Origin of the sequence: Micrococcus terreus (assembly GCF_900116905.1) — a bacterium.
Lineage (GTDB): Bacteria > Actinomycetota > Actinomycetes > Actinomycetales > Micrococcaceae > Citricoccus > Citricoccus terreus.
The window spans coordinates 58549-79139 of sequence record NZ_FPCG01000005.1 but is presented as its reverse complement, the minus strand read 5'-3'; the positions used below and the strand labels follow the sequence as shown (position 1 = coordinate 79139).

At 69.2% G+C, this 20591-nt stretch carries 17 protein-coding genes; 16 read left to right on the top strand and 1 reads right to left on the bottom strand.

Annotated features, from left to right (window positions below):
- The first annotated feature begins 7 nt into the window (after positions 1 to 7).
- Positions 8 to 1288, top strand: a complete 1281-nt coding sequence (gene mshC / locus BM355_RS07695) for a cysteine--1-D-myo-inosityl 2-amino-2-deoxy-alpha-D-glucopyranoside ligase (protein ID WP_091696884.1) — start codon at positions 8 to 10, stop codon at positions 1286 to 1288.
- A 35-nt stretch (positions 1289 to 1323) separates the two neighbouring features.
- On the opposite strand, the gene BM355_RS07690 is transcribed toward mshC, so the two are convergent.
- Positions 1324 to 2259 carry a PAC2 family protein gene (locus BM355_RS07690; protein ID WP_091696881.1) on the bottom strand — a complete coding sequence of 312 codons (936 nt, stop codon included), beginning with the start codon at positions 2257 to 2259 and terminating at the stop codon, positions 1324 to 1326.
- 58 nt (positions 2260 to 2317) lie between these two features.
- On the opposite strand from BM355_RS07690, the gene BM355_RS07685 reads away from it, so the two are divergent.
- The 15 genes from BM355_RS07685 to BM355_RS07615 all read left to right on the top strand — a co-directional run bounded on the left by BM355_RS07685 (position 2318) and on the right by BM355_RS07615 (position 20544).
- Entirely contained in the window at positions 2318 to 3121 is an 804-nt protein-coding gene (locus BM355_RS07685) for an HAD family hydrolase (RefSeq protein WP_091696879.1), read from the top strand.
- The gene (locus BM355_RS07680; RefSeq protein ID WP_091696877.1) at positions 3121 to 4248 is read left to right on the top strand and encodes a site-2 protease family protein; all 1128 of its coding nucleotides are present in this window, start codon (positions 3121 to 3123) and stop codon (positions 4246 to 4248) included. The genes BM355_RS07685 and BM355_RS07680 overlap by 1 nt, the downstream gene beginning before the upstream one ends.
- 77 nt (positions 4249 to 4325) lie before the next feature.
- Positions 4326 to 5417 (top strand): tRNA (adenine-N1)-methyltransferase, encoded by a 1092-nt coding sequence (locus tag BM355_RS07675; protein WP_091696876.1) that lies wholly within the window; start codon positions 4326 to 4328, stop codon positions 5415 to 5417.
- Between the two features lie 56 nt (positions 5418 to 5473).
- The gene (gene arc / locus BM355_RS07670; protein WP_091696874.1) at positions 5474 to 7246 is read left to right on the top strand and encodes a proteasome ATPase; all 1773 of its coding nucleotides are present in this window, start codon (positions 5474 to 5476) and stop codon (positions 7244 to 7246) included.
- The gene (gene dop / locus BM355_RS07665; RefSeq protein WP_091696871.1) at positions 7243 to 8994 is read left to right on the top strand and encodes a depupylase/deamidase Dop; all 1752 of its coding nucleotides are present in this window, start codon (positions 7243 to 7245) and stop codon (positions 8992 to 8994) included. Before arc ends, dop begins: the two co-directional genes overlap by 4 nt.
- 59 nt (positions 8995 to 9053) lie before the next feature.
- Positions 9054 to 9254: a ubiquitin-like protein Pup gene (locus tag BM355_RS07660; protein ID WP_091696869.1), complete on the top strand. Its 201-nt coding sequence runs from the start codon at positions 9054 to 9056 to the stop codon at positions 9252 to 9254.
- Between the two features lie 4 nt (positions 9255 to 9258).
- A complete protein-coding gene (pafA, locus tag BM355_RS07655; RefSeq protein WP_091696867.1) occupies positions 9259 to 10704 on the top strand; it encodes a Pup--protein ligase in 1446 nt (481 codons plus the stop codon).
- A 48-nt stretch (positions 10705 to 10752) separates the two neighbouring features.
- On the top strand, positions 10753 to 11796 hold the full coding sequence (locus tag BM355_RS07650; protein WP_177227887.1) for an FKBP-type peptidyl-prolyl cis-trans isomerase: 1044 nt from the start codon (positions 10753 to 10755) through the stop codon (positions 11794 to 11796).
- A gap of 41 nt (positions 11797 to 11837) precedes the next feature.
- A complete protein-coding gene (locus tag BM355_RS07645) occupies positions 11838 to 12233 on the top strand; it encodes an FKBP-type peptidyl-prolyl cis-trans isomerase (protein WP_091696862.1) in 396 nt (131 codons plus the stop codon).
- Between the two features lie 4 nt (positions 12234 to 12237).
- Entirely contained in the window at positions 12238 to 14271 is a 2034-nt protein-coding gene (locus BM355_RS07640; protein WP_091696860.1) for a helix-turn-helix transcriptional regulator, read from the top strand.
- A 31-nt stretch (positions 14272 to 14302) separates the two neighbouring features.
- Positions 14303 to 14572, top strand: coding sequence for a Sec-independent protein translocase subunit TatA (gene tatA / locus BM355_RS07635; protein ID WP_091696857.1), 270 nt, complete (start codon positions 14303 to 14305; stop codon positions 14570 to 14572).
- Between the two features lie 18 nt (positions 14573 to 14590).
- A complete protein-coding gene (tatC, locus tag BM355_RS07630; protein WP_336704873.1) occupies positions 14591 to 15496 on the top strand; it encodes a twin-arginine translocase subunit TatC in 906 nt (301 codons plus the stop codon).
- A 47-nt stretch (positions 15497 to 15543) separates the two neighbouring features.
- Positions 15544 to 18663, top strand: coding sequence for a DEAD/DEAH box helicase (locus tag BM355_RS07625; RefSeq protein WP_091696854.1), 3120 nt, complete (start codon positions 15544 to 15546; stop codon positions 18661 to 18663).
- A complete protein-coding gene (locus BM355_RS07620) occupies positions 18660 to 19703 on the top strand; it encodes a hypothetical protein (RefSeq protein WP_091696851.1) in 1044 nt (347 codons plus the stop codon). The genes BM355_RS07625 and BM355_RS07620 overlap by 4 nt, the downstream gene beginning before the upstream one ends.
- 109 nt (positions 19704 to 19812) lie before the next feature.
- Entirely contained in the window at positions 19813 to 20544 is a 732-nt protein-coding gene (locus BM355_RS07615) for a polyprenol monophosphomannose synthase (RefSeq protein WP_091696849.1), read from the top strand.
- Positions 20545 to 20591: the final 47 nt, after the last annotated feature.

Here is a 20591-nt window from a genome sequence, read left to right as displayed (position 1 = left end):
GGAAGCCATGCAGTCCTGGTCCACACCGTCCCCCGCCCTCCTGCCGGCCCAGCCGGACCGTCTGCGGCTGATGGACACCGCCAGCGGTGCCCTGCAGCACCCGGGCACCTCCGAAGAGGCCTCGCTCTACGTCTGCGGCATCACCCCGTATGACGCCACCCACCTGGGCCATGCCAACACCTACGTGAGCTTCGACCTGCTCCACCGGTACTGGCGCGCCTGCGGCTATCCGGTCAGGTATGTGCAGAACGTCACGGACGTGGACGATCCGCTGCTGGAGCGGGCCGAGGCCACCGGAATGGACTGGCGGGAGCTGGCGCAGGACCAGACCCAGCTGTTCCGGACGGACATGCAGGCCTTGAACGTGCTGGCCCCGGACCACTATGTGGGCGCCACCGAGACCGTGGACTGGGTGGCCGAGACCGTCACCCGCCTGGTGGAGAACGGCACCGCCTATGCGGTGCCCGGCCAGGGCGAGGATCCCGACGGCGACATCTACTTCGACATCGCCGCCGCCGAGTCCGCCACGGACTGGACGCTGGGCAGCATCTCCGGCATGTCACCCGAGCAGATGGCCGAGGTCTTCCCGGAGCGCGGGGGCGACCCGCAGCGCCCGGGCAAGCGCTCACCTCTGGACCCGCTGCTGTGGCGCGCCGCCCGTCCAGGTGAGCCCAGCTGGGCAGGCGGCTCCCTGGGCGAGGGACGCCCCGGCTGGCACATCGAGTGCTCAGCGATCGCACGTCGGCTGCTGCCCGTGCCGTTCTCGGTGCAGGGCGGTGGATCGGATCTGACCTTCCCCCATCATGAGTTCAGTGCCGCCCACGCCACCGCCGTGGACGGACGTCCGTTGGCCCACACCTTCGTGCATGCCGGCATGGTGGCCCTGGACGGGGAGAAGATGTCCAAGTCCAAGGGGAACCTGGTCCTGGTCTCGAACCTGCTCCGCGAGGGCGCTGACCCGGCGGCGATCCGCACGGCCCTGCTCTCTCAGCACTACCGTGCGGACTGGGAGTGGACGGATCAGTCCCTGCCGGACGCCTCCGCACGCCTGGAGCGCTGGCGCGCCGCCCTGACCGAGGAGCAGCCCGGGGACGGCGAACAGCTCCTGCAGTCCCTGCATCACGCCCTGTCCCACGACCTGGATGCCCCCGCCGCCCTGGTGGAGCTGGACCGGTGGGCCGATGGGGCCCAGGCTCGTGATCGTCAGGACTCGTCGCCGGTGTCAGACGCTCAGCTGTCCGTCAGCACGGTCGTGGACTCCCTGCTGGGCATCCGCCTCACCGACTGATCGGCGCCTTCGGTGCCGGTGCACATGGACCGGGGTCAGCCGTGGCCGGGATCGCGCCGCTTGAGATACCGTTCGAACTCGCGAGCGATCGCCTCGCCCGATGCCTCCGGCAGCGATTCGGTGTCCCGCGCCTTCTCCAGCTGCTGCACATAGGCGGAGACCTCCGGATCTGCCGAGGCCAGTTCGTCCACGCCACGCTCCCAGGCCTGAGCGTCCTCGGCCAGCAGGTCCAGGTCCAGGGTGGTCTCGAGCAGTTCTTCGATCCGGCCGGCCAGGGCCATCTGTGCTTTGGGTGAGGGGCTCTGGGCCACATAGTGCGGCACCGCCACCCATACGGAGACGGTGGGAAGACCTGCATCGACGGCACTGTCCGTGACCACGCCGACGATTCCCGTCGGACCCTCATAGGTGGGCTGGGAGACACCGAGAGCCTGACGCAGCTGCGGGTCGGCACTGGAGGGAGTGGCCGGCAGGGGACGGGTGTGCGGGGCATCGGCCAGCAGCGCACCCAAGGTCAGGACGGCGTCGACCCGATGGCGCCGCGCCAAGGCCAGCAGCTCGGCGGTGAAGGCCCTCCAGCGGAAGCTGGGCTCCACACCGCGCACGATCAGCAGTTCCAGGCCGGTGTCTCCGCCTGGACCAGCATCCAGGACGCCCCGGAACACCCTCGTGCTGGGCCAGGTCAGGGTGCCACGGCCGTCTTCGTCACGGCTCACCGTGGGCCGGGTGAACTGGTAGTCGTAGTAGTCGTCATCCGCGAGGGAGTCGAGCTCGGTGGCATCGATCTGCTCGCGGATCAGGTCAAGCACATCCGTGGCGGCGTCCCCGGCGTCGTTCCACCCCTCGAACGCGGTCATCAGGATCACCGGTCGGCGGTGCGGATCGCGCTCGTCCAGACGCCTCAGGTAGGAGCGCAGCCCCGCGCCGAGCTGCCGGTCGGTCGGATCATCGGATCCACGGTCTGTGGTCATGGACCCACTCTAGGTCTCCCGTGCTGAGGACGGGGCGGCTCGACACTAGACTCGATGCATGCCCCTCGACCGTTCCGGACACCCCCCATTCGAGGGCGATCACCGCCCGCCGTCCCCGTCACCAGCCGGCGTTGAGACCACGCAGCACCGCCCCTCCCGCCTGGATGCCGTCTTCTGGGACATGGACGGCACCCTGGTGGACACGGAGCCGCTGTGGAACGCCAGCCACCGACGCATGCTCGAAGACCAGGGTGGGACCTGGACCGAGGGGCTGGCACAGTCCCTGACCGGGCAGTCCTTGGACCATGGCGCGCGGCTGCTGCAGCAGGCCGGACTGGACCTGGACGTGGAGACCATCGTGGACACGGCTCTGCGGGAGGTGATGGCAGGCGTCCAGGAGAACCTTCCGTGGCGACCCGGAGCCCGGGAGCTGCTGGCCGCCCTCCACCAGGCCGGCGTGCCCTGTGCCCTTGTCACCATGTCCCACACCCCGCTGGCCCAGGTGATCCTGGACCGCGCCCCGGAGGGGTCCCTCGAGTTCATGGTCACCGGTGACCAGGTCACCCGAGGCAAGCCCCACCCCGAGCCGTATCTCACTGCGCTGTCCCGGATGCAGGACCGGCACCCGGGTGTGGATCGAAGCCGTTGCCTGGTCATCGAGGACTCCCTGCCGGGGGTCACCTCCGCCACCGCCGCCGGCCTGCCCACGGTGGCCGTCCCACTCGTCACGGAGCTGCCCGAGGACCCGCGCCGGCGTCAGTGGGACACCCTGGCCGGTCGCACCGTGGGTGACCTCGCCGAGGTGGTCGGCGCCATCGGTCAGCTGGCGGCGGCCGGCGCTCCGCCGCAGGGCCTGGGCTGATGCCGGACCGCGTCTCACGCCGCGGCCGGATCAGGCTGGGGAGGCTGGTCGGTGTCCCGGTCTACCTGTCGTGGAACTGGCTGCTGATCGCCGGCTTCGTGGTGCTGCTGTTCGGTCCCCAGGTGGCCAGACTGTTCCCAGAGCTCGGCATCGGAGCCTACGGGATCGCCTTCCTGTATGCGGTGCTGCTGGCCCTGTCCGTCCTGGTGCACGAGCTGGCCCATGCCGTCAGCGCCCGGGCCTTCGGCTGGCCGGCGCAGGAGATCGTGCTGAACCTGTGGGGTGGCCACACCCAGTTCGGCGTCTTCCAGGCCACCCCGGGGCGGTCCTTGGTGACGGCCCTGGCCGGCCCGGCCGCGAACGTGCTCATCGCCCTGGGCGGGACGCTGATCGCCGTGGTGGCCCCACCAGAGGGGGTGGCCCGGCTGCTGCTGGACATCCTGGTCTACGCCAACTGGCTCGTCGCCCTATTCAACGTCCTGCCGGGTCTGCCTCTCGACGGCGGGCGGATCGTGGAATCGGCGGTCTGGGCCGCCACCGGGAGTCAGGACAAGGGCACGGTGGCAGCGGGGTGGTCCGGACGCGGCATCGTGCTGCTGCTGGCCCTGCTGCTCGTAGTGGTGCCCTTCCTTCAGGGTCGTCCGGCGGACATCCCGTTGATCGTGATCCTGGTGATGGTGGGCTTCTTCCTCTGGAACGGAGCCTCCGAGGCCATCCGCGTCGGGCGGCTGCGCCAACGCGTCCCTCACCTCTGGGTGGGCGAGCTGATGCGCCCAGCAGTCGGTGTGCCCGCCTCGACTCCACTGTCCGAGGTGCTGGCCTTCGCGGCCGGGGCCGAGGTCGTGGTGCTCTCCGAGACCGGACGCCCGGAGGCGGTCCTGGACCAGCACGTGCTGTCCACCGTCCCGAGCTCTGCTCTGCCGCACACGCCGGTCTCTGCCGTCGCCCGTGCCCTGACCAGCGGCGCGGTGGTGGGCTATGCCGACCGCGGTGCGCCGCTGGTGGACCGGCTGTCCCGGGTGGACGGCTCGGAGTACGCGGTGATCGGGCTCGACGGCCAGGTCTGCGGCGTGCTGCGCCAGGCCGATGTGATGCGTCGGCTCTCGCTGCGCCGCACAGAGCGCTGAGGTCTGCTGGTTTCGGTACTCTGGAATGCCTGCTGGATCGGCAGGACCGCCCCACCCTCAAGGAGATCTGGCCGCCGATGACCAGCACCGAGCCTCGCCCCCGCACCGATCGACCCAGCGCATCCGCCACTGGAGCCTCAGCTCGCCGCGGTCCGCTGCGGGAGGGGCAGCGCGTGCAGATCAAGGATGCCAAGGGGCGGATGAACACCATTACCCTGGCCCGCGGCGGTCAGTTCCACAGCTACCAGGGCGTGCTGCGGCACGATGACCTGATCGGTGGACCCGAGGGCGTGGTGGTGCAGAACTCCTCCGGCCACGAGTACCAGGTGCTGCGGCCCCTGCTCAACGACTTCGTGCTCTCCATGCCGCGCGGTGCCACCGTGGTCTACCCCAAGGATGCCGGGCAGATCGTGCAGCTGGCGGACATCTACCCCGGCGCCACGGTGGTCGAGGCCGGCGTCGGGTCCGGCGCCCTGTCCATCTCCCTGCTGCGCGCTGTGGGGGACTCGGGCCGGCTGCACTCCTACGAACGCCGCCCTGAGTTCGCCGAGATCGCCCAGGCCAACGTCACCACCTTCTTCGGCGCCGAGCACCCCGCCTGGCAGGTCCATCTGAAGGACGCCCAGCAGATGGACCAGGACCACGAGCCCGGATCCGTGGACCGTGTGGTGCTGGACATGCTCGCCCCCTGGGAGTGCCTGGACGCGGTGGCCACCGTGCTCGCACCCGGGGGAGTGTGGCTGAACTACATCGCCACCGCCACGCAGATGTCCCGCGTGGCCGAGGCGATCCGTGAGGATGGACGGTTCACTCCGGTGGAGGCCTCCGAGACCATGGTCCGCGGCTGGCACTTGGACGGACTGGCGGTGCGTCCGGACCACCGGATGGTGGCCCACACCGGGTTCCTGATGACCTGCCGTCGGCTGGCCACCGGTCAGGAGGCCATGCTGTTGAAGAAGCGCTCCAAGGTCTCGGAGTTCTCCGCGGAGGACACGGAGGCCTGGCTGCCGTCGGATGAGACCCGGTGGACCCCGCAGGCATTGGGGGAGCGGACCGTGACGGACAAGAAGGCCCGCAAGTCCGCCCGGGAGGCCGCCTCCATGGCCGAGCGCTCAGTCCGCGCCGCATCGGAGACCGCCCCGCAGGGCCCGACGACGGCCGGCCAGTAGCCGTCACGTCTCGCCTCAGCAGGCGGGCGGGCAGGGCTGACCACTAGGCTGGATCCATGGCCGATCCCTCCTCGAACCCCGGACCCCCCAGCACCGACACCGGCGCGGGCGGCGTCTCCCAGGCCCAGCTGCTCAACCAGCTGGACGGGGCCAAGCGCCGCGCCGCCACGCTGGTGGAGAAGAACCGGACCCTGGAGTACCAGCTGGAGACCGCCGCGCGGAACAACCGCCGGATGGTGGACCTGCTGGAGGCCACTCGCGAGGAGATCACCGTCCTGAAGGCAGCCCTGGAGCTGGACGGAGAGACACCCTTCAGCTACGCCACCGTGCTGGCGGTGAACGAGAAGCGTGACGCCGTGGACGGCGTGGAGATCGACGCCACCGTGGAACCCAGCGTGGACGTCATCCACAACGGCCGCAAACTCAGGGTCAACGCCTCACCGCTGATCGAGCTGCACCGCATCACCTCCGGCGCGGACGTGCTGCTCAACGAGTCCCTGACCATCGTCTCGGTGCTGCCCGCAGAGCGCACCGGCGAACTGGCCCGGGTCAAGGAGGTGCTGGACTCCGGGCTGCTGGTGATCGTGGGCCGGGGCGACGAACAGCGCGTGGTGCGCCGTGCCGACCGTCTCTCCGCCGAACGCATCCGCGTGGGAGACGCCGTCACCGTGGATGTGCGCACCGGCCACGCTCTGGACCTGGTGCCGCTCACCGAGGTCCAGGACGTGGTCCTGGAGGAGGTGCCGGACGTCAGCTACGCGGACATCGGCGGACTGGGTCCCCAGATCGAGCAGATCCGTGACGCCGTGGAACTGCCGTTCCTGCATCCCGGGCTGTACCGCGAGCACGGGCTCAAGGCGCCCAAGGGCATCCTGCTCTACGGCCCTCCCGGGACCGGCAAGACGCTGATCGCCAAGGCCGTGGCGAACTCGCTGGCCTCTCGGTCCACGGAGGAGCGCCGCTCCTACTTCCTGAACATCAAGGGCCCAGAGCTGCTGAACAAGTACGTGGGCGAGACCGAGCGCCACATCCGCACCATCTTCGCCCGGGCCCGGGAGAAGGCCTCCGACGGCTACCCCGTGGTCGTCTTCTTCGATGAGATGGAGTCCCTGTTCCGCACCCGTGGCTCCGGCGTCTCCTCGGACGTGGAGACCACGATCGTCCCGCAGCTGCTGGCGGAGATCGACGGCGTGGAGCGCCTGGACAACGTGATCGTGATCGGCGCCTCCAACCGCGAGGACATGATCGACCCGGCCATCCTGCGCCCGGGCCGGCTGGACGTGAAGATCCGGATCGACCGTCCGGACCGGGACGGCGCGGCGGAGATCTTCGGCAAGTACCTCACTCCGAACCTGCCTCTGCACCCGGACGAGGTCCAGGCCGCCGGGGGCGACCGTCAGGCCGCCGTCGACTCGCTCATCCAGCGCACGGCCGACGCCATGTTCGCCCGCACCCCGGACACCGAGTTCGTGGAGGTCACCTACACGGACGGCTCCACCCGGACCCTGCACTTCGCCGACTTCGCCTCCGGGGCCGTGGTGGCCAACATCGTGGACCGGGCCAAGAAGCACGCCATCAAGGAGTTCCTCTCCGCCAGCGAGTCCGGGGTGAAGGGCCTGCGCGGGGAGCATCTGCTGCGCGCGGTCACCGAGGAGTTCGGCGAGCAGGAGGACCTGCCCAACACCAGCACCCCGGAGGACTGGGCCCGCATCTCCGGTCACCGCGGAGGCCGCGTGGCCCAGCTGCGCATGCTCGTGCACACCCCGCATCTGGCCTCCGGCAAGGTGACCGGCTCGGGTGAGGAGCCGTCGTCGGGAGATCCCTCATGACCCATGTGCCCCAGGTTCCCCGTGCCACCCGCTCAGGGCACCACGGCCCGACGGCGGCTCAGCCGGCCTGGCAGGGGCAGTTCGCCCTGGTGCCGGGAGGCCGAGATGAGGCGGAGATCGCCGCGCTGATCCCGGCAGGACGGGACACCGCAGGGTGGGGTGTGCACCGGGTGATGGGCCTGGAGACCGAGTTCGGGGTGCATGCGCCGGCCAACCCAGGGGCCGGGCATTCCCAGCTCTCCACCGAGGTGGTCAACGCCTACGCGGACCTGGTCACCTCTCAGGGCGGTTCCGTGGCCGGCACCGAATGGGACTACGGCGAGGAGTCGCCCCTGGTGGACGCGCGCGGCTGGACCATGCCCCGGTCCGTGGCGCATCCCTCCCAGCTCACGGACGAGGTGCGGCCCCGGCTGGGGGAGGGGTACAACGAGCACGGCGAACGGGTGCATCTGCTGATGAACCTCGTGTTGCCCAACGGCGCCCGGCTGTACGTGGACCACGCCCACCCCGAGTACTCGTCTCCGGAGACCACCAACCCGCTGGATGCCATGGTGTGGGACCAAGCCGGGGACCGGGTGGCCCTGGCGGCCTCGCAGCGGATCGCGCAGGCGCCGGGATCCCCGCAGGTGCTGCTGTACAAGAACAACACGGACAACAAGTCGGTCTCCTACGGTGCGCATGAGAACTACCTGGTGGCTCGGGCCCTGGACTTCGACGAACTGGCCGCCCACCTGCTCCCGTTCTTCGCCGCCCGGCAGGTGATCTGCGGGGCAGGTCGAGTGGGGATCGGGGTGACCGGCCGGACCCCCGGATTCCAGATCAGCCAACGGGCGGACTTCTTCGAGGAGCAGGTGGGGCTGGAGACCACCATCCGGCGTCCGATCGTCAACACGCGCGATGAGCCTCACGCCGTGGCGGACCGCTACCGGCGGCTGCACGTGATCATCGGGGATGCGAACCTGTCCCAGACCTCCACCTGGCTGCGCTGTGGGATGACGGCCCTGGTGCTTTCCATGATCGAGCTGGGGACCTGTCCGCGCCTGGAGCTGGTGGATCCCGTGGCGGCGCTGCAGAGGATCAGTCACGACCCCACGCTGCAGGCCACGGTCCCCCTGACGGACCGGCGCGAGCTGACCGGCGTGGACCTGATGGAGGTCTACCTGGACGCGGCAGAAGCACACGTGCAGCGGTTCGGGATGGATGATCCTGCCACCCAGGACGTGCTGATGGCCTGGCGCGAGACGCTCGATCTGTTCCGGACCGATCCGGGACGGCTGGCCGACCGTCTGGACTGGGTGGCCAAGCACCAGCTCCTCTCCGGCTACCGGGAGCGCCACGGGGCGGGCTGGGACGACCCACGGGTGGGCATGCTGGACCTGCAGTACGCGGATCTGCGCCTGGACAAGGGGCTGCACCATGCCCTGGTGCGGCGGGGCTCCATGCGCACTCTGGTGGAGGAGACGGTGATCCAGCAGGCCATGCACCTGCCCCCGGCCGACACCCGGGCCTGGCTGCGCGGACGGACCGTGGACGTGCACGGACGGGCCGTGGTCGGCGCCAGCTGGGACACCCTGCTGCTGCGTCCTGACCCGGATGGTCCCGTCCATCGCTTCCACCAGCGCGAGCCGCTGCTCGGCACGGCAGCGCACACCGGTTCCGTCTTCGACGACGACGGCGGCTCGGTGCAGGAGTTGCTGCAGGTCCTGGACGCGGTCGACCGGCAACGCCATCTCAGCACCGGCCCCTGACACCGCCGCGTAGGCTGGACGCAGGCCCCCTTCAGGACCCAGAACGAGAGGAACACCCGATGCCGCAGCAGCAGTCCGGCTCCAGCTCCCAGCGCGAGGAGGACCTCGGTCCCGGCCCCGCCCCGGCTCCCGGCGGCGGTGCAGCGGCATCGCAGGCGAACACCGCAGACCTGGACAGCCTCCTGGACGAGATCGACTCCGTGCTGGAGACCAATGCCGAGGAGTTCGTCAAGGGCTTCGTCCAGAAGGGCGGTCAGTGACCTCGTGGATCGCAGGATCATCGGCGTCGAGACCGAGTTCGGGGTGCACTACTCCCACCCCGGCAGCCGTCCGCTGACGCCGGAGGAGGTCGCCCGCTACCTGTTCCGCCCTGTGGTGGAGTGGGGGCGCTCCTCCAACGTCTTCATCCCCAACGGCTCGCGCCTGTACCTGGATGTCGGCTCCCACCCGGAGTACGCCACCGCCGAGTGCTCCACCCTGGATGAGTTGATCGCCACGGACAAGGCCGGGGAGATCATCATGCAGCGGTTGATCGACTCGGCCACGGCGAGCATGCGCGAGGACGGGTTCGAGGGGACGATCTACCTCTACAAGAACAACGCCGATTCCGCCGGGAACTCCTATGGCTCCCACGAGAACTACCTGATCCCGCGCACCGTCGAGTTCCGACGCCTGTCCGAAGCGCTCATCCCGTTCCTGGTGACCCGGCAGCTCTACGCCGGTGCCGGCACCTGGGTGACCCGGCCGTCAGAGGACGCCTTCGGCGCTGCCGCGCAGCCGCACTTCGCCTTCTCCCAGCGCGCCGACCATGTGTGGGAAGGCGTCTCCTCGGCCACCACCCGCTCCCGGCCGATCATCAACACCCGGGATGAGCCACACGCCGACGCTGCGGACTACCGCCGCCTGCATGTGATCGTGGGGGACTCCAACATGTCCGAGACCACCCAGCTGGTGCGCTTCGGCGCCACCGATCTGGTGCTGCGGATGATCGAGGCCGGCTGGTCACTGGGCGACCATCAGATGGAGAACCCGATCCGCTCCATCCGCCAGGTCTCCCATGACCTCAGCGGCACGGCACAGCTGAACCTGCGTTCGGGGCGGCATCGGTCAGCCCTGCAGCTGCAGGAGCACTATCTGGAACAGGCCACTCGATTCGTCGCGGCCCACGGTCCCCATCACGACCGGGTCGCTGCCGTCCTCGACCTGTGGGAACGGTCGCTGGAGGCCGTGCGGACTCAGGACTTCACCGGGATCGACACGGAGATCGACTGGGCCATCAAGCACCGGTTCCTCACCCGGTACCGCGACCGCAACGGTCTGGCTGACGATGCGCCGCGCCTGGATCAACTGGATCTGTCCTACCACGACATCACCCCCGGTCGCGGTCTGTTCGCTCTGCTCCAGTCTCGCGGAGCCGCCGCTCGGGTGCTGACCGATGATCAGGTGCAGGAGGCCATCGACGCTCCGCCCAGCACAACCCGTGCCTGCCTGCGCGGGAGATTCATCACCGAGGCTCGTGCGGCGGGGCAGGAGTACTCGGTGGACTGGACCACGCTCAAGTTCAATGACCGCCCGATGATGTCCGTGAGCACGAAGGACCCCTTCGCCACCACGTCCGAGCGACTCGACGAGCTGCTGGCCACCCTGCCTCAGCCCTCAGCGGCGGACGATCCGACACGGTCAGGACCGTCCAGCATCCGCCCAGTGTGACGTGCCAGGATGAATCCGGCCCGATCCAGATCGTCAGCAAAGGAACTCATGTCCTCCCAGCGCATCCCCACCCCACGCTCGTCCCGTCGTCGGCTCCTCAGTGCGGCTCCGCTCTCTGTGGCACTGACCGGCAGCCTGCTGCTGGCCGGCTGCGCAGCACCGGAACCGCGCGGCGCAGGGGACCTGGAAGCCCTGGAGGGGATCAGCCTGGAGGTGGCCGAGGACGGCAGCCCCAGCGTGAAGGTCGAGGAGCAGATCGAGGCCAGTGAGGTCTCCTCCCGGGTGCTCAAGGACGGCGACGGCGAGGAGATCGAGCCCGGCGACCTCGCCCTGGTCCAGACGGCCCTGGCCGACCCGGAGAGCGGAGAGATCCAGGCGGACAACTTCACCCAGGGGTCCGAGGCCGTCTATGTGGACGAGAGCCTCAAGCAGGGCAACGCCGTCCTGTACGACATGCTCGACCAGAACCGGGTCGGAGCTCAGGTGGCGTTCTTCGTGCCCGGCTCCCAGATGGGGCAGCAGGGCGGCAGCGATCAGCTGATGGTCTTCCAGATCGCCGGCACGTCCCCAGTCCGGGCCCAAGGTGAGCCGGTGGAGGTCACCGACGACTCCCTGCCCCAAGTCACCCTGAACGAGGAGACCGGCGAGCCGACCATCGAGAAGCCCGAGGGCGAGGCCCCCACGGACCTCAAGGTCCAGCCCCTGATCCAGGGGGAGGGTGAGACCGTGGGCGAGACCGACCATGTCACCGTGCGGTACAAGGGTGTGAAGTGGTCTGACGGTGAGGAGTTCGACTCCGATTGGAAGCGCGGCACTCCCACCGGTTTCGGCCTGAACCAGGTCATCACCGGCTGGTCTGAGGGCCTGGCCGGACAGAAGGTCGGCTCCCAGGTGCTACTGGTCGCCCCGCCGGAGAAGGCCTACGGTGCCAGCGAAGGCAGCGAGCTGCAGGATGAGACCTTGGTGTTCGTGGTCGACATCCTGCATGCGATGCCCGCAGCCCAGTCTGCAGAACCGGCCCCTGCTCCCTCCGACGAGGCGTCGGCGCCTGCTGAGTCGCCATCGGCAGAGCCGAGCCCCTCGGACTCCTGATCCGCCCCACCGACTGATCCGTACCGCAGAGAGGAAGCCACATGTCCTTCGGACAGCGCAACTACGATCGCACCCGTCCTGAGATCGACTTCCCGGGAGACACCCCTCCCGAGGAGCTCGTGATCGAGGACCTGATCGAAGGCTCGGGCCATGCTGTCGAGCCCGGCGACCAGGTGAACTGCCACTACGTCGGTGTTGCCTGGTCCACCGGGGCCGAGTTCGATGCCTCCTGGAACCGCGGAACACCCCTGCCCTTCACGGTCGGTGTCGGCCAGGTCATCCAGGGCTGGGACCAGGGCCTGCTGGGCATGAAGCCCGGGGGTCGTCGCCGTCTGGAGATCCCTCCCCACCTGGCCTACGGAGAGACCGGTGCCGGCTCGGACATCGGTCCCGGGGAGACTCTGATCTTCGTCGTGGACCTGGTGGACGTCCGCTGATCCGGTGAGCGAGAACACGGCGTCCCAGGAGCGGATCGTCTCGCTGCTGTGGCTGCTGCTCACCGCTGGTCGAGTCGGGCGCACCCGCGAGTACCTGCGAGGACATATCGATGCCTATGCAGAGCAGAGCAGCGAGGATGCCTTCGAACGCATGTTCTCCCGCGACAAGGAGACCCTGCGGGAGATCGGCATCCCGCTGGAGACCGTCGGCGACGCAGCGCCTCAGAAGGGCACCGAAGAAGGTGAGCAGACCCGCTACCGAGTGGACCGCAGTCGTCTGACGTTGCCTGATGTGCAGTTCGACGATTCCGAGCGGCTCGCCCTGCTGCGGGCCCGATCCCTCTGGGAGGGCACGGCCGCACACGGGGCCGTGGTGCGGGCCTTGGGCAGACTGGACCGCGAGGAGCTCTGGCTCAGCGCAGCAGAACAGGCGGACCTGGACACCTTCGGAGCCCGACTGGCCGGAGCTGACCGGCGCCTGATGCAGCTGGAGGAGCAGATCCGTTCCGGTGCCGTCGTGACCTTCGGGTACCGCACCGCGGCCGGGGGAGACCCCGCGGACCGCACCGTCCGGCCGTGGCTGCTGCTCACCGCCGGATCACAGTGGTACCTGATCGGCTGGGATCTGGATCGGCAGGACCAGCGCATGTTCCGTGTCACCCGCTTCACCAGCGAACCGGAGAGCGTTCCCCCCGGGTCCGTCACCGGGGACGTGCAGGAGCGCCCTGCGGACCTGGATGTTCACGAGTTCCGGCGCGCCGCCACCGGTGAGACCGAGCCGGAGAACGCCAGGCTGCTCGTTGCGCCTGGAGCGGTCCAATGGCTGCGCGTCGGCGCCAGGGACCTGGGACCGGACCCCACCTCCGGACCCACCCACGGCTGGGACCAGATCTGCGTGGAGTACTCCCGGCCGGCGGAGTTCGCCGGCCAGATCGCCGCCGCTGGAGCATCTGCCGTCGTGCCGAGCGACCACCCTGATCTGCGGGCGGACGTGCATGGACTGCTCCAGTCCGCCCTGACCGCTCAGCGCCAGCCGCCCCCCAGGGTGAAGCTCCACCCGGTGAAGCCGACTCGGAACCGCGATTCCGACCGTGAGAAGGTCGCCGACCTCGTGGACATCGTGGGACTGGTGAACCACCGTGGCCGGATGAGCCGGACCGAGCTGCGGGAGAGACTGGACCTGACCTCGGCGAAGCTGGACCGCTGCATCCGCACGCTGAAGTACTGTGGCATGCCCGAACGGTACTTCGCCGGCGGTCAGTTCGAGGTGATCGACCACGGCGAGGACATCGAGATCCTCAACGCCGGTGAACTGGACCGCCCGATCCAGCTGACCACGCCCGAGGCCCACGCCCTGGTGGTCGGCCTGGACCTAGTGGCCAGCGTCCCGGGATTGGACCCGTCTCTGGTCGAGGCCGCCCGTCGTGCTCGCGTGAAGATCATCCAGGCTCTGCCCACCCAGACGCGCGGCACGGCCGATGCGGTGCACGTGGGTCTGGATATGGGGCCCCATGAGGACCTGGTGGCCGACCTGCATCGTGCCGTGCAGTCCCGCACCGTTCTGGAGCTGACCTACCACGGCGCCGGACGTGACGAGGTCACCCGCCGGCAGGTCGAGCCGCTGCGCATCGAGACGCAGAACGGTCAGCTCTACCTGCGCGCCTGGTGCCGCCAGGCCCAGGGCCTGCGCAACTTCCGACTGGATCGGATCGCCGGGCATCGATGGACGGAGCACACCTTCATCCCGCGCCCGCTCCCCGCGGCTCCGGGTCTCTTCATGGCCCAGGGCGATGAGATCGCTGTGACGCTCCGGTTCGGACACCGCATCAAGGACCTGGCCAACGGGTTCGACCCCACCAGCTCTGCCTCACTGCCAGACGGCTCCCTGGTGGCCGAGGTGCAGCTGAGCTCCCCGGACTACGCCATCTCCACCGTGGCGCGTCATGGCGGAGAGCTCACCATCATGGCCCCGACGTCGCTGCGCAAAGCCGCCACAGAGTGGCTGGAAGACGCCCTCCGGCCGTACACCGTGACGTAGACTCCATCAGAGACACCGAAAGGACTTCCTCATGTTCGCTGGACTGCAAGGGTGGCAACTGGTCATCATCATCGCGCTGGTGCTGCTGCTCTTCGCCGCGCCCAAACTTCCTGCCATGGCTCGCAATCTGGGCCAGTCGATGCGGATCTTCAAGTCCGAGGTGAAGCAGATGAAGGACGAGGACAAGACCCAGCGTGGGGGCGCCGCAGATGCCGACCCGGTCGAGGGTCGCATCGTGGACGAGGACGTGCGTGACCGCGATGCCCGCGGCACCGGCTCCCACCGCTCTGACCTTCCGTAGTCTGGCGGTCCATCACTGATGGCTCCCCGTTCCGCTGACCCGGTCGCCGTTGCGGCCGAGTCGGCCCGTTCCGTCAAGCAGGGCAAGGTGGCCCGTCCGCGTCTGAAGAAGCGGCGGGTCAAGACCCCAGACGGTCAGATGTCCCTGAAGGACCATCTGATCGAGCTGCGCAATCGACTGATCAAGTCGGGCATCGCCCTGCTCTTGGCGACCATTGCGGCGTTCTTCCTCTACGAGCCGGTCTTCAATGCCCTCGTGGACCCGGTGACCCGTCTCTCCACGGACGAACGTCAGGTGGCCGTGGAGTTCACGGCGTTGGGTCAGCCCCTGGACATCATGATCCAGGTCTCGCTGTTCATCGGCATCGTGATCTCCTCGCCGGTCTGGCTCTATCAGGCGTGGGCCTACATCGTCCCGGGACTGAAGAAGAAGGAGAAGCGCTACGCGCTGGGCTTCATCGCCGCCGCGGTTCCGTTGTTCGTCCTGGGTGTGGGGCTGGGCTGGCTCGTGCTGCCCGAGGCCGCGCAGTTCTTCGTCGGACTGACGCCGGGCGAGTTGACGAACAACATCCACGTGGACGTCTACATCCCCTTCGTCCTGCGGCTGTTCCTGGCCTTCGGGATCTCCCTGGTTCTGCCGGTCATCCTGGTCGGTCTGAACATGATCGGCGTCCTGAAGGGACGTCAGATCATCAAGCATTGGCGGATCACCGTCTTCCTCATCGCCCTGCTGGCGGCTCTGGCGGCACCCGGTGGTGACGCCATGACCATGTTCTACCTGGCCATTCCGCTGGTCACCCTGTTCGGGATCGCGATCGGCCTGTGCCTGGTCAACGACCGTCGTCGAACCAAGCGTGGCCTGGCCCAAGAACAGGACATCGAGGCGTCCATCCACCAGGGACCCACGCCATTGGACCAGCTCTGATCCACCCCTGCCGCCACCGTGGCTTAACAGTGTCCTAGGCTGACGGCATGGACACCCCCGCGGACCGCAGCCCCCAGGATGCCCCCTCCCAGGAGGACCTCAGCCCCGCCGAGCGCTACGCCGCGTCACGACGCCGCAACGCTGAGTCCCGGACCGAACTGGGCCAGTTCGCCCGGATGCTCGGGTTCGAGATGGACCCGTTCCAGCGTGAGGCCTGTCAGGAGCTGGAGCAGGGTCACGGCGTGCTGGTGGCTGCACCTACCGGCGCCGGCAAGACCGTGGTGGGCGAGTTCGCCACCCACCTGGCCCTGGCCCGAGGACAGAAGGCGTTCTACACCACTCCCATCAAAGCGCTGAGCAATCAGAAGTTCACCGAGCTGGTGGCCCGGTACGGGCCAGAGAAGGTGGGACTGCTCACCGGTGACACGGCCATCAACGGCAACGCGGACGTCGTCGTGATGACCACCGAGGTGCTGCGCAACATGCTCTACGCGGACTCGGAGACGCTGCGCAACCTGGGGTTCGTGGTGATGGACGAGGTGCACTACCTCGCCGACCGGTTCCGCGGCGCCGTGTGGGAGGAGGTCATCATCCACCTGCCCGAGCACGTGCAGCTGGTCTCCCTCTCGGCCACCGTCTCCAACGCCGAGGAGTTCGGCGCCTGGCTGGACACGGTGCGTGGATCCACCTCGGTGGTGGTCTCCGAGCACCGTCCCGTCCCGCTGTGGCAGTACATCATGGCCGGCAGCACGCTCTATGACCTGTTCGCCACGGAGGTCGCCTTCGATGCCGCCGCGCCCGAGTCCGACTCGCCGCAGGACCAGGCCGCGGCCCAGGACCGGCTGGTGCTCAATCCGGAGCTGGCCCAGCTGGCGGAGGATCAGCGCCGCCGCGATGAACGCTCGGACTGGGGCCGCCCAGGGCGCCACCAGCGTCGGGACGGACGCGGATCGGGCCCCAGGGGCCGGACCAAGGGCGGCCAGAAGGGCCGCGGTCCCCAGGGCGGCCGGGGACGCCGTGGCCACCAGGACGAAGGTCGCCAGGGCCGAGGGACGACGTCGGCCGCTCACCGTGGCGGTCAGGTCACCGCACGCTTCGACTCTCGGGGAGGCGAGGGTGCCCGGGGTGGGTACCGCGCCGATGACCGCAGCCAGGGAGGTCACCGCGGTGGCAGCCCCCTGCGCGTCTCCCGTCCCACCATGGTCCGGGTGCTCGAACGTGAGGGACTGCTGCCGTGCATCACCTTCATCTTCTCCCGGGCCGGCTGCGATGGTGCCGTGGAGCAGTGCCTGGCCGCCGGACTGGACCTGACCACACCGGGGGAGAAGCAGCAGATCCAGCACGTGGTGGACGAGGCCGCCCAGTCACTGCCGGCCGAGGACCTGGACGTACTGGGCTTCTGGGGATGGCGGGACGGACTCTCGCGTGGCTTCGCCGCACATCACGCGGGCATGCTCCCGCCGTTCAAGGAGGTGGTGGAGAAGCTGTTCGGTGCCGGACTGGTCAAGGTCGTCTTCGCCACCGAGACGCTGGCCCTGGGCGTGAACATGCCGGCGCGCACCGTGGTGCTGGAGAAGCTGGAGAAGTTCAACGGCGAGTCCCACGTGAACATCACGGCGGGGGAGTACACCCAGCTGACGGGGCGTGCCGGACGCCGAGGGATCGACGTGGAGGGCCACGCCGTGGTGCTGTGGCGCCCAGGGCTGGATCCCGCGGCCGTGGCGGGACTGGCCTCCCGACGCACCTACCCGCTGAACTCCTCCTTCCGACCCACGTACAACATGTCCGTGAACCTGATCGCCCAGTTCGGACTGGAACGCTCCCGGGCCATCCTGGAGTCCTCGTTCGCCCAGTTCCAGGCCGACCGCTCGGTGGTCGGCCTGGCCCGGGAGGTGCGCAGTCGCGAGGAGTCGATGGCGGGATACGAGAAGTCCATGACCTGCCACCTGGGGGACTTCACCGAGTACGCCCGGCTGCGCAAGGAGCTGGCCGAAGCGGAGAAGAAGGACTCGAAGGGCCGAAACCGCGCCCGCAGCCGGGCCGCCCAGCAGTCCCTGGTGGACCTGCTGCCCGGAGACGTGATCGAGGTGCCGGGGCCGCGGAAGGTGGGGACCGCCGTCGTGGTCTTCCCCGCCGGCAATCCCTCCAACCCGCGGGTCGGAGTGATCACCAACGACGCCCAGCTGCGCCGGATCGGCGTGGAGGACCTGGTGGAGCCGGTGACTCCCATCGCCGGGGCGAAGCTGCCCCAGACCATCCAGGTCAAGACGCCGACCCAGCGCAAGGACATCGCCTCGGCCATGCGGGCGGCCGTGAGGGAGCATCGTCCGGCACCCGGGGGCCGGACCGCCTCTGGGTTCCGCTTCCGCGACGACGGTCAGCAGGACCGGATCACGGACCTGCGCCGGGCCCTGGAGCGCCATCCCTGCCACGGCTGCAAGGACCGTGAAGAGCACGCCCGGTGGGCCGAGCGGTGGTGGAAGCTGCGCCGAGAGGTGGATCAGCTCAACAGCCGGATCGCCGGACGGACCAACACCATCGCCCGCACCTTCGACCGGCTGGTCCAGCTGCTGACCTCCTACGGCTACGTGGATCCCGAGGTCGGCGACGCCGGTCCGCTGGAGGGTGCGCCGGCCGGGCATCAGGGTGTCACGGCGCGGGGGCAGACGCTGCGCCGGATCTACGGGGAGCGGGACCTGCTGACCTCACTGCTGCTGGAGGACGGCGTGGCCGATGCCATGAACCCCGAGGAGCTGGCCGGGCTGGCGGCACTGCTGGTGTTCGACGCCAAGGGGGAGGAGAGCGCCGGTGTGCCGCAGCTGCCCACGCCCCGGCTCCAGGACGCCCTCGACTCCGCCGGAGAGATCTGGCACGAGCTGCAGCTGGCCGAGCGCGGTGCCCAGCTCGAGCCCACCCCGGAGCCGGACCCCGGTCTGGTCTGGCCGATCCACAGGTGGGCGCGGGGACGCAGCCTGGCCGAGGCGTTGAAAGGATCGGACCTGGCCGCCGGCGACTTCGTGCGGTGGGCTCGTCAGGTGGTGGACGTGCTGGACCAGATGGCCAACGTCCCGGGCCACCCCGGCCTGCCCCGCCAGTGCCGACGTGCGGCAGATCTCGTCCGCCGCGGCGTGGTCTCCTTCTCCTCTGTCGATAGCCTGGGTGAATGAGCACCCTCTACCTCAACGGCGTCATCCACTCGGTTGCAGACCCCTACGCCACGGCGATGATCGTGGACAACGGCCTGATCGCCTGGGTGGGAGCGGACGACTCTGCCGAGCGCATGCTGCGCGCCACCGGCGTCACCGACCAGGAGACCGTGGACCTGAACGGGGCCCTGGTTACCCCGGCGTTCGTGGACTCCTGGTCCACCCGGGCCTCGGGCGACGGCGCGGAGGCTGGCGTGTTCCTGACCGCCGGACCGGCCTCGGCCGACCCTCAGGTCACCTACCAGCAGGTCGCCACAGCAGACCAGATTCCCGACGACGTCGCCGTCGGCTGGCAGATGCCCACCGGTGACGCTGGGGGAGAGGAGACGGCACGAATGCTGCGAGCGACCACGGAACGCGCCGCGCAGACCGTGGTCATCCCGCAGGACTCCGAGTCGGTGGCCACCCTGCTGCGGATCCTGAGCGAGCTCACCCAGGACCTGGGGGCGGCCGCCCTGGGACGGGCCGGTCATCGGCTGGTCTGGAACGGGGGACTCTCCAGCGACCAGGTGCAGACACTGTCCACCCTGGGCGTGTCCGTCACCGTCGTCCCGGATGAGGATGGTGCCGTGGCCACACCGGTCGGGGCACTGCTGGCCGCCGGTGTCCCCGTCTCCTGGGGATCAGGGGACCAGCACCCGCAGCCGTGGCGACTGGTGCGCGCACTGCTGGAGCATCCTGAACCGGAGCAGCGGATCTCGGCTCGAGGCGGATTCACCGTGGCCACCCGCGCTGGACTGCGCGTGCTGCCGGCGGGATCCGTGCAGCCGGACCAGCAGATGGCTGGGCGGCTGGCCCCCTCCTCGCCCGCCACCTTCGCCGTGTGGGAGGTCGAGTCCCTCAGCGTCCAGGCCCCAGATGGACGGGTCTCAGCCTGGAGCACGGACACCCGTGCCGGGACGCCGCTGCTGCCGGTGCTGGACGCCCAGAGCGCCGAGCCCCGGCTGCTGGCCACCGTCGTGGGCGGAACCACAGTGCACCGATCCCCGGAGTTCCCCTGACCCCGTCCTATACTGGACCACCAGTGCCCACCGGCCACAGGAGTTCCCCTGACGCCTTCGCCGCCGGTCCAGACCTTTGAGATCAAGCCTGTGGAGGGTTGCCCCGCTGATGCGAGTGCTCACGATCATTCCCACGTACAACGAGATCGAGTCGTTGCCGCTGACCCTGCGACGCCTGCGCGCCGCCGTGCCGGAGGTCGACGTGCTCGTGGTGGACGACAACTCGCCAGACGGCACCGGACGCTGGGCAGACCAGACCGCCGCCGAGGACGAGAACGTCCATGTGCTGCACCGCACCGAGAAGAACGGCCTGGGCGGGGCCTACATCGCCGGCTTCGGCTGGGGGCTGGACCGCGGCTATGACGTCCTGGTGGAGATGGACGCGGACGGATCCCATCAGCCTGAGCAGCTGCCCCGACTGCTGGAGGCCATCCAGAGTGCCGACCTGGTCATCGGTTCGCGCCGGGCCCCGGGCGGGAAGATGGTCAACTGGCCGATGCACCGCAAGCTGATCTCCGCCGCCGGCTCCCTGTACCCCCGGCTGATGCTGGGCCTGGACCTGACGGATGTCACGGCCGGCTACCGCGCCTACCGCGCGGACACCCTGCGGCAGATCGACCTGGCCGGTGTGCAGTCCCGAGGCTATGGCTTCCAGGTGGACATGACCTTCCGCACCGCTCAGCTGGGCAAGCGGATCGTGGAGGTGCCGATCACCTTCGTGGAGCGAGAGTTCGGTGAGTCCAAGATGAGCGGAGACATCATCACCGAGGCTGTGGCCAGCGTGACCCGCTGGGGTCTGGCCGCCCGGTGGGAGAAGCTGCAGTCTCTGCTCCGCGGCTGAGTCACACCACAGATCACGTGCGCAGAAGATGTCGCGACACGCCGGGC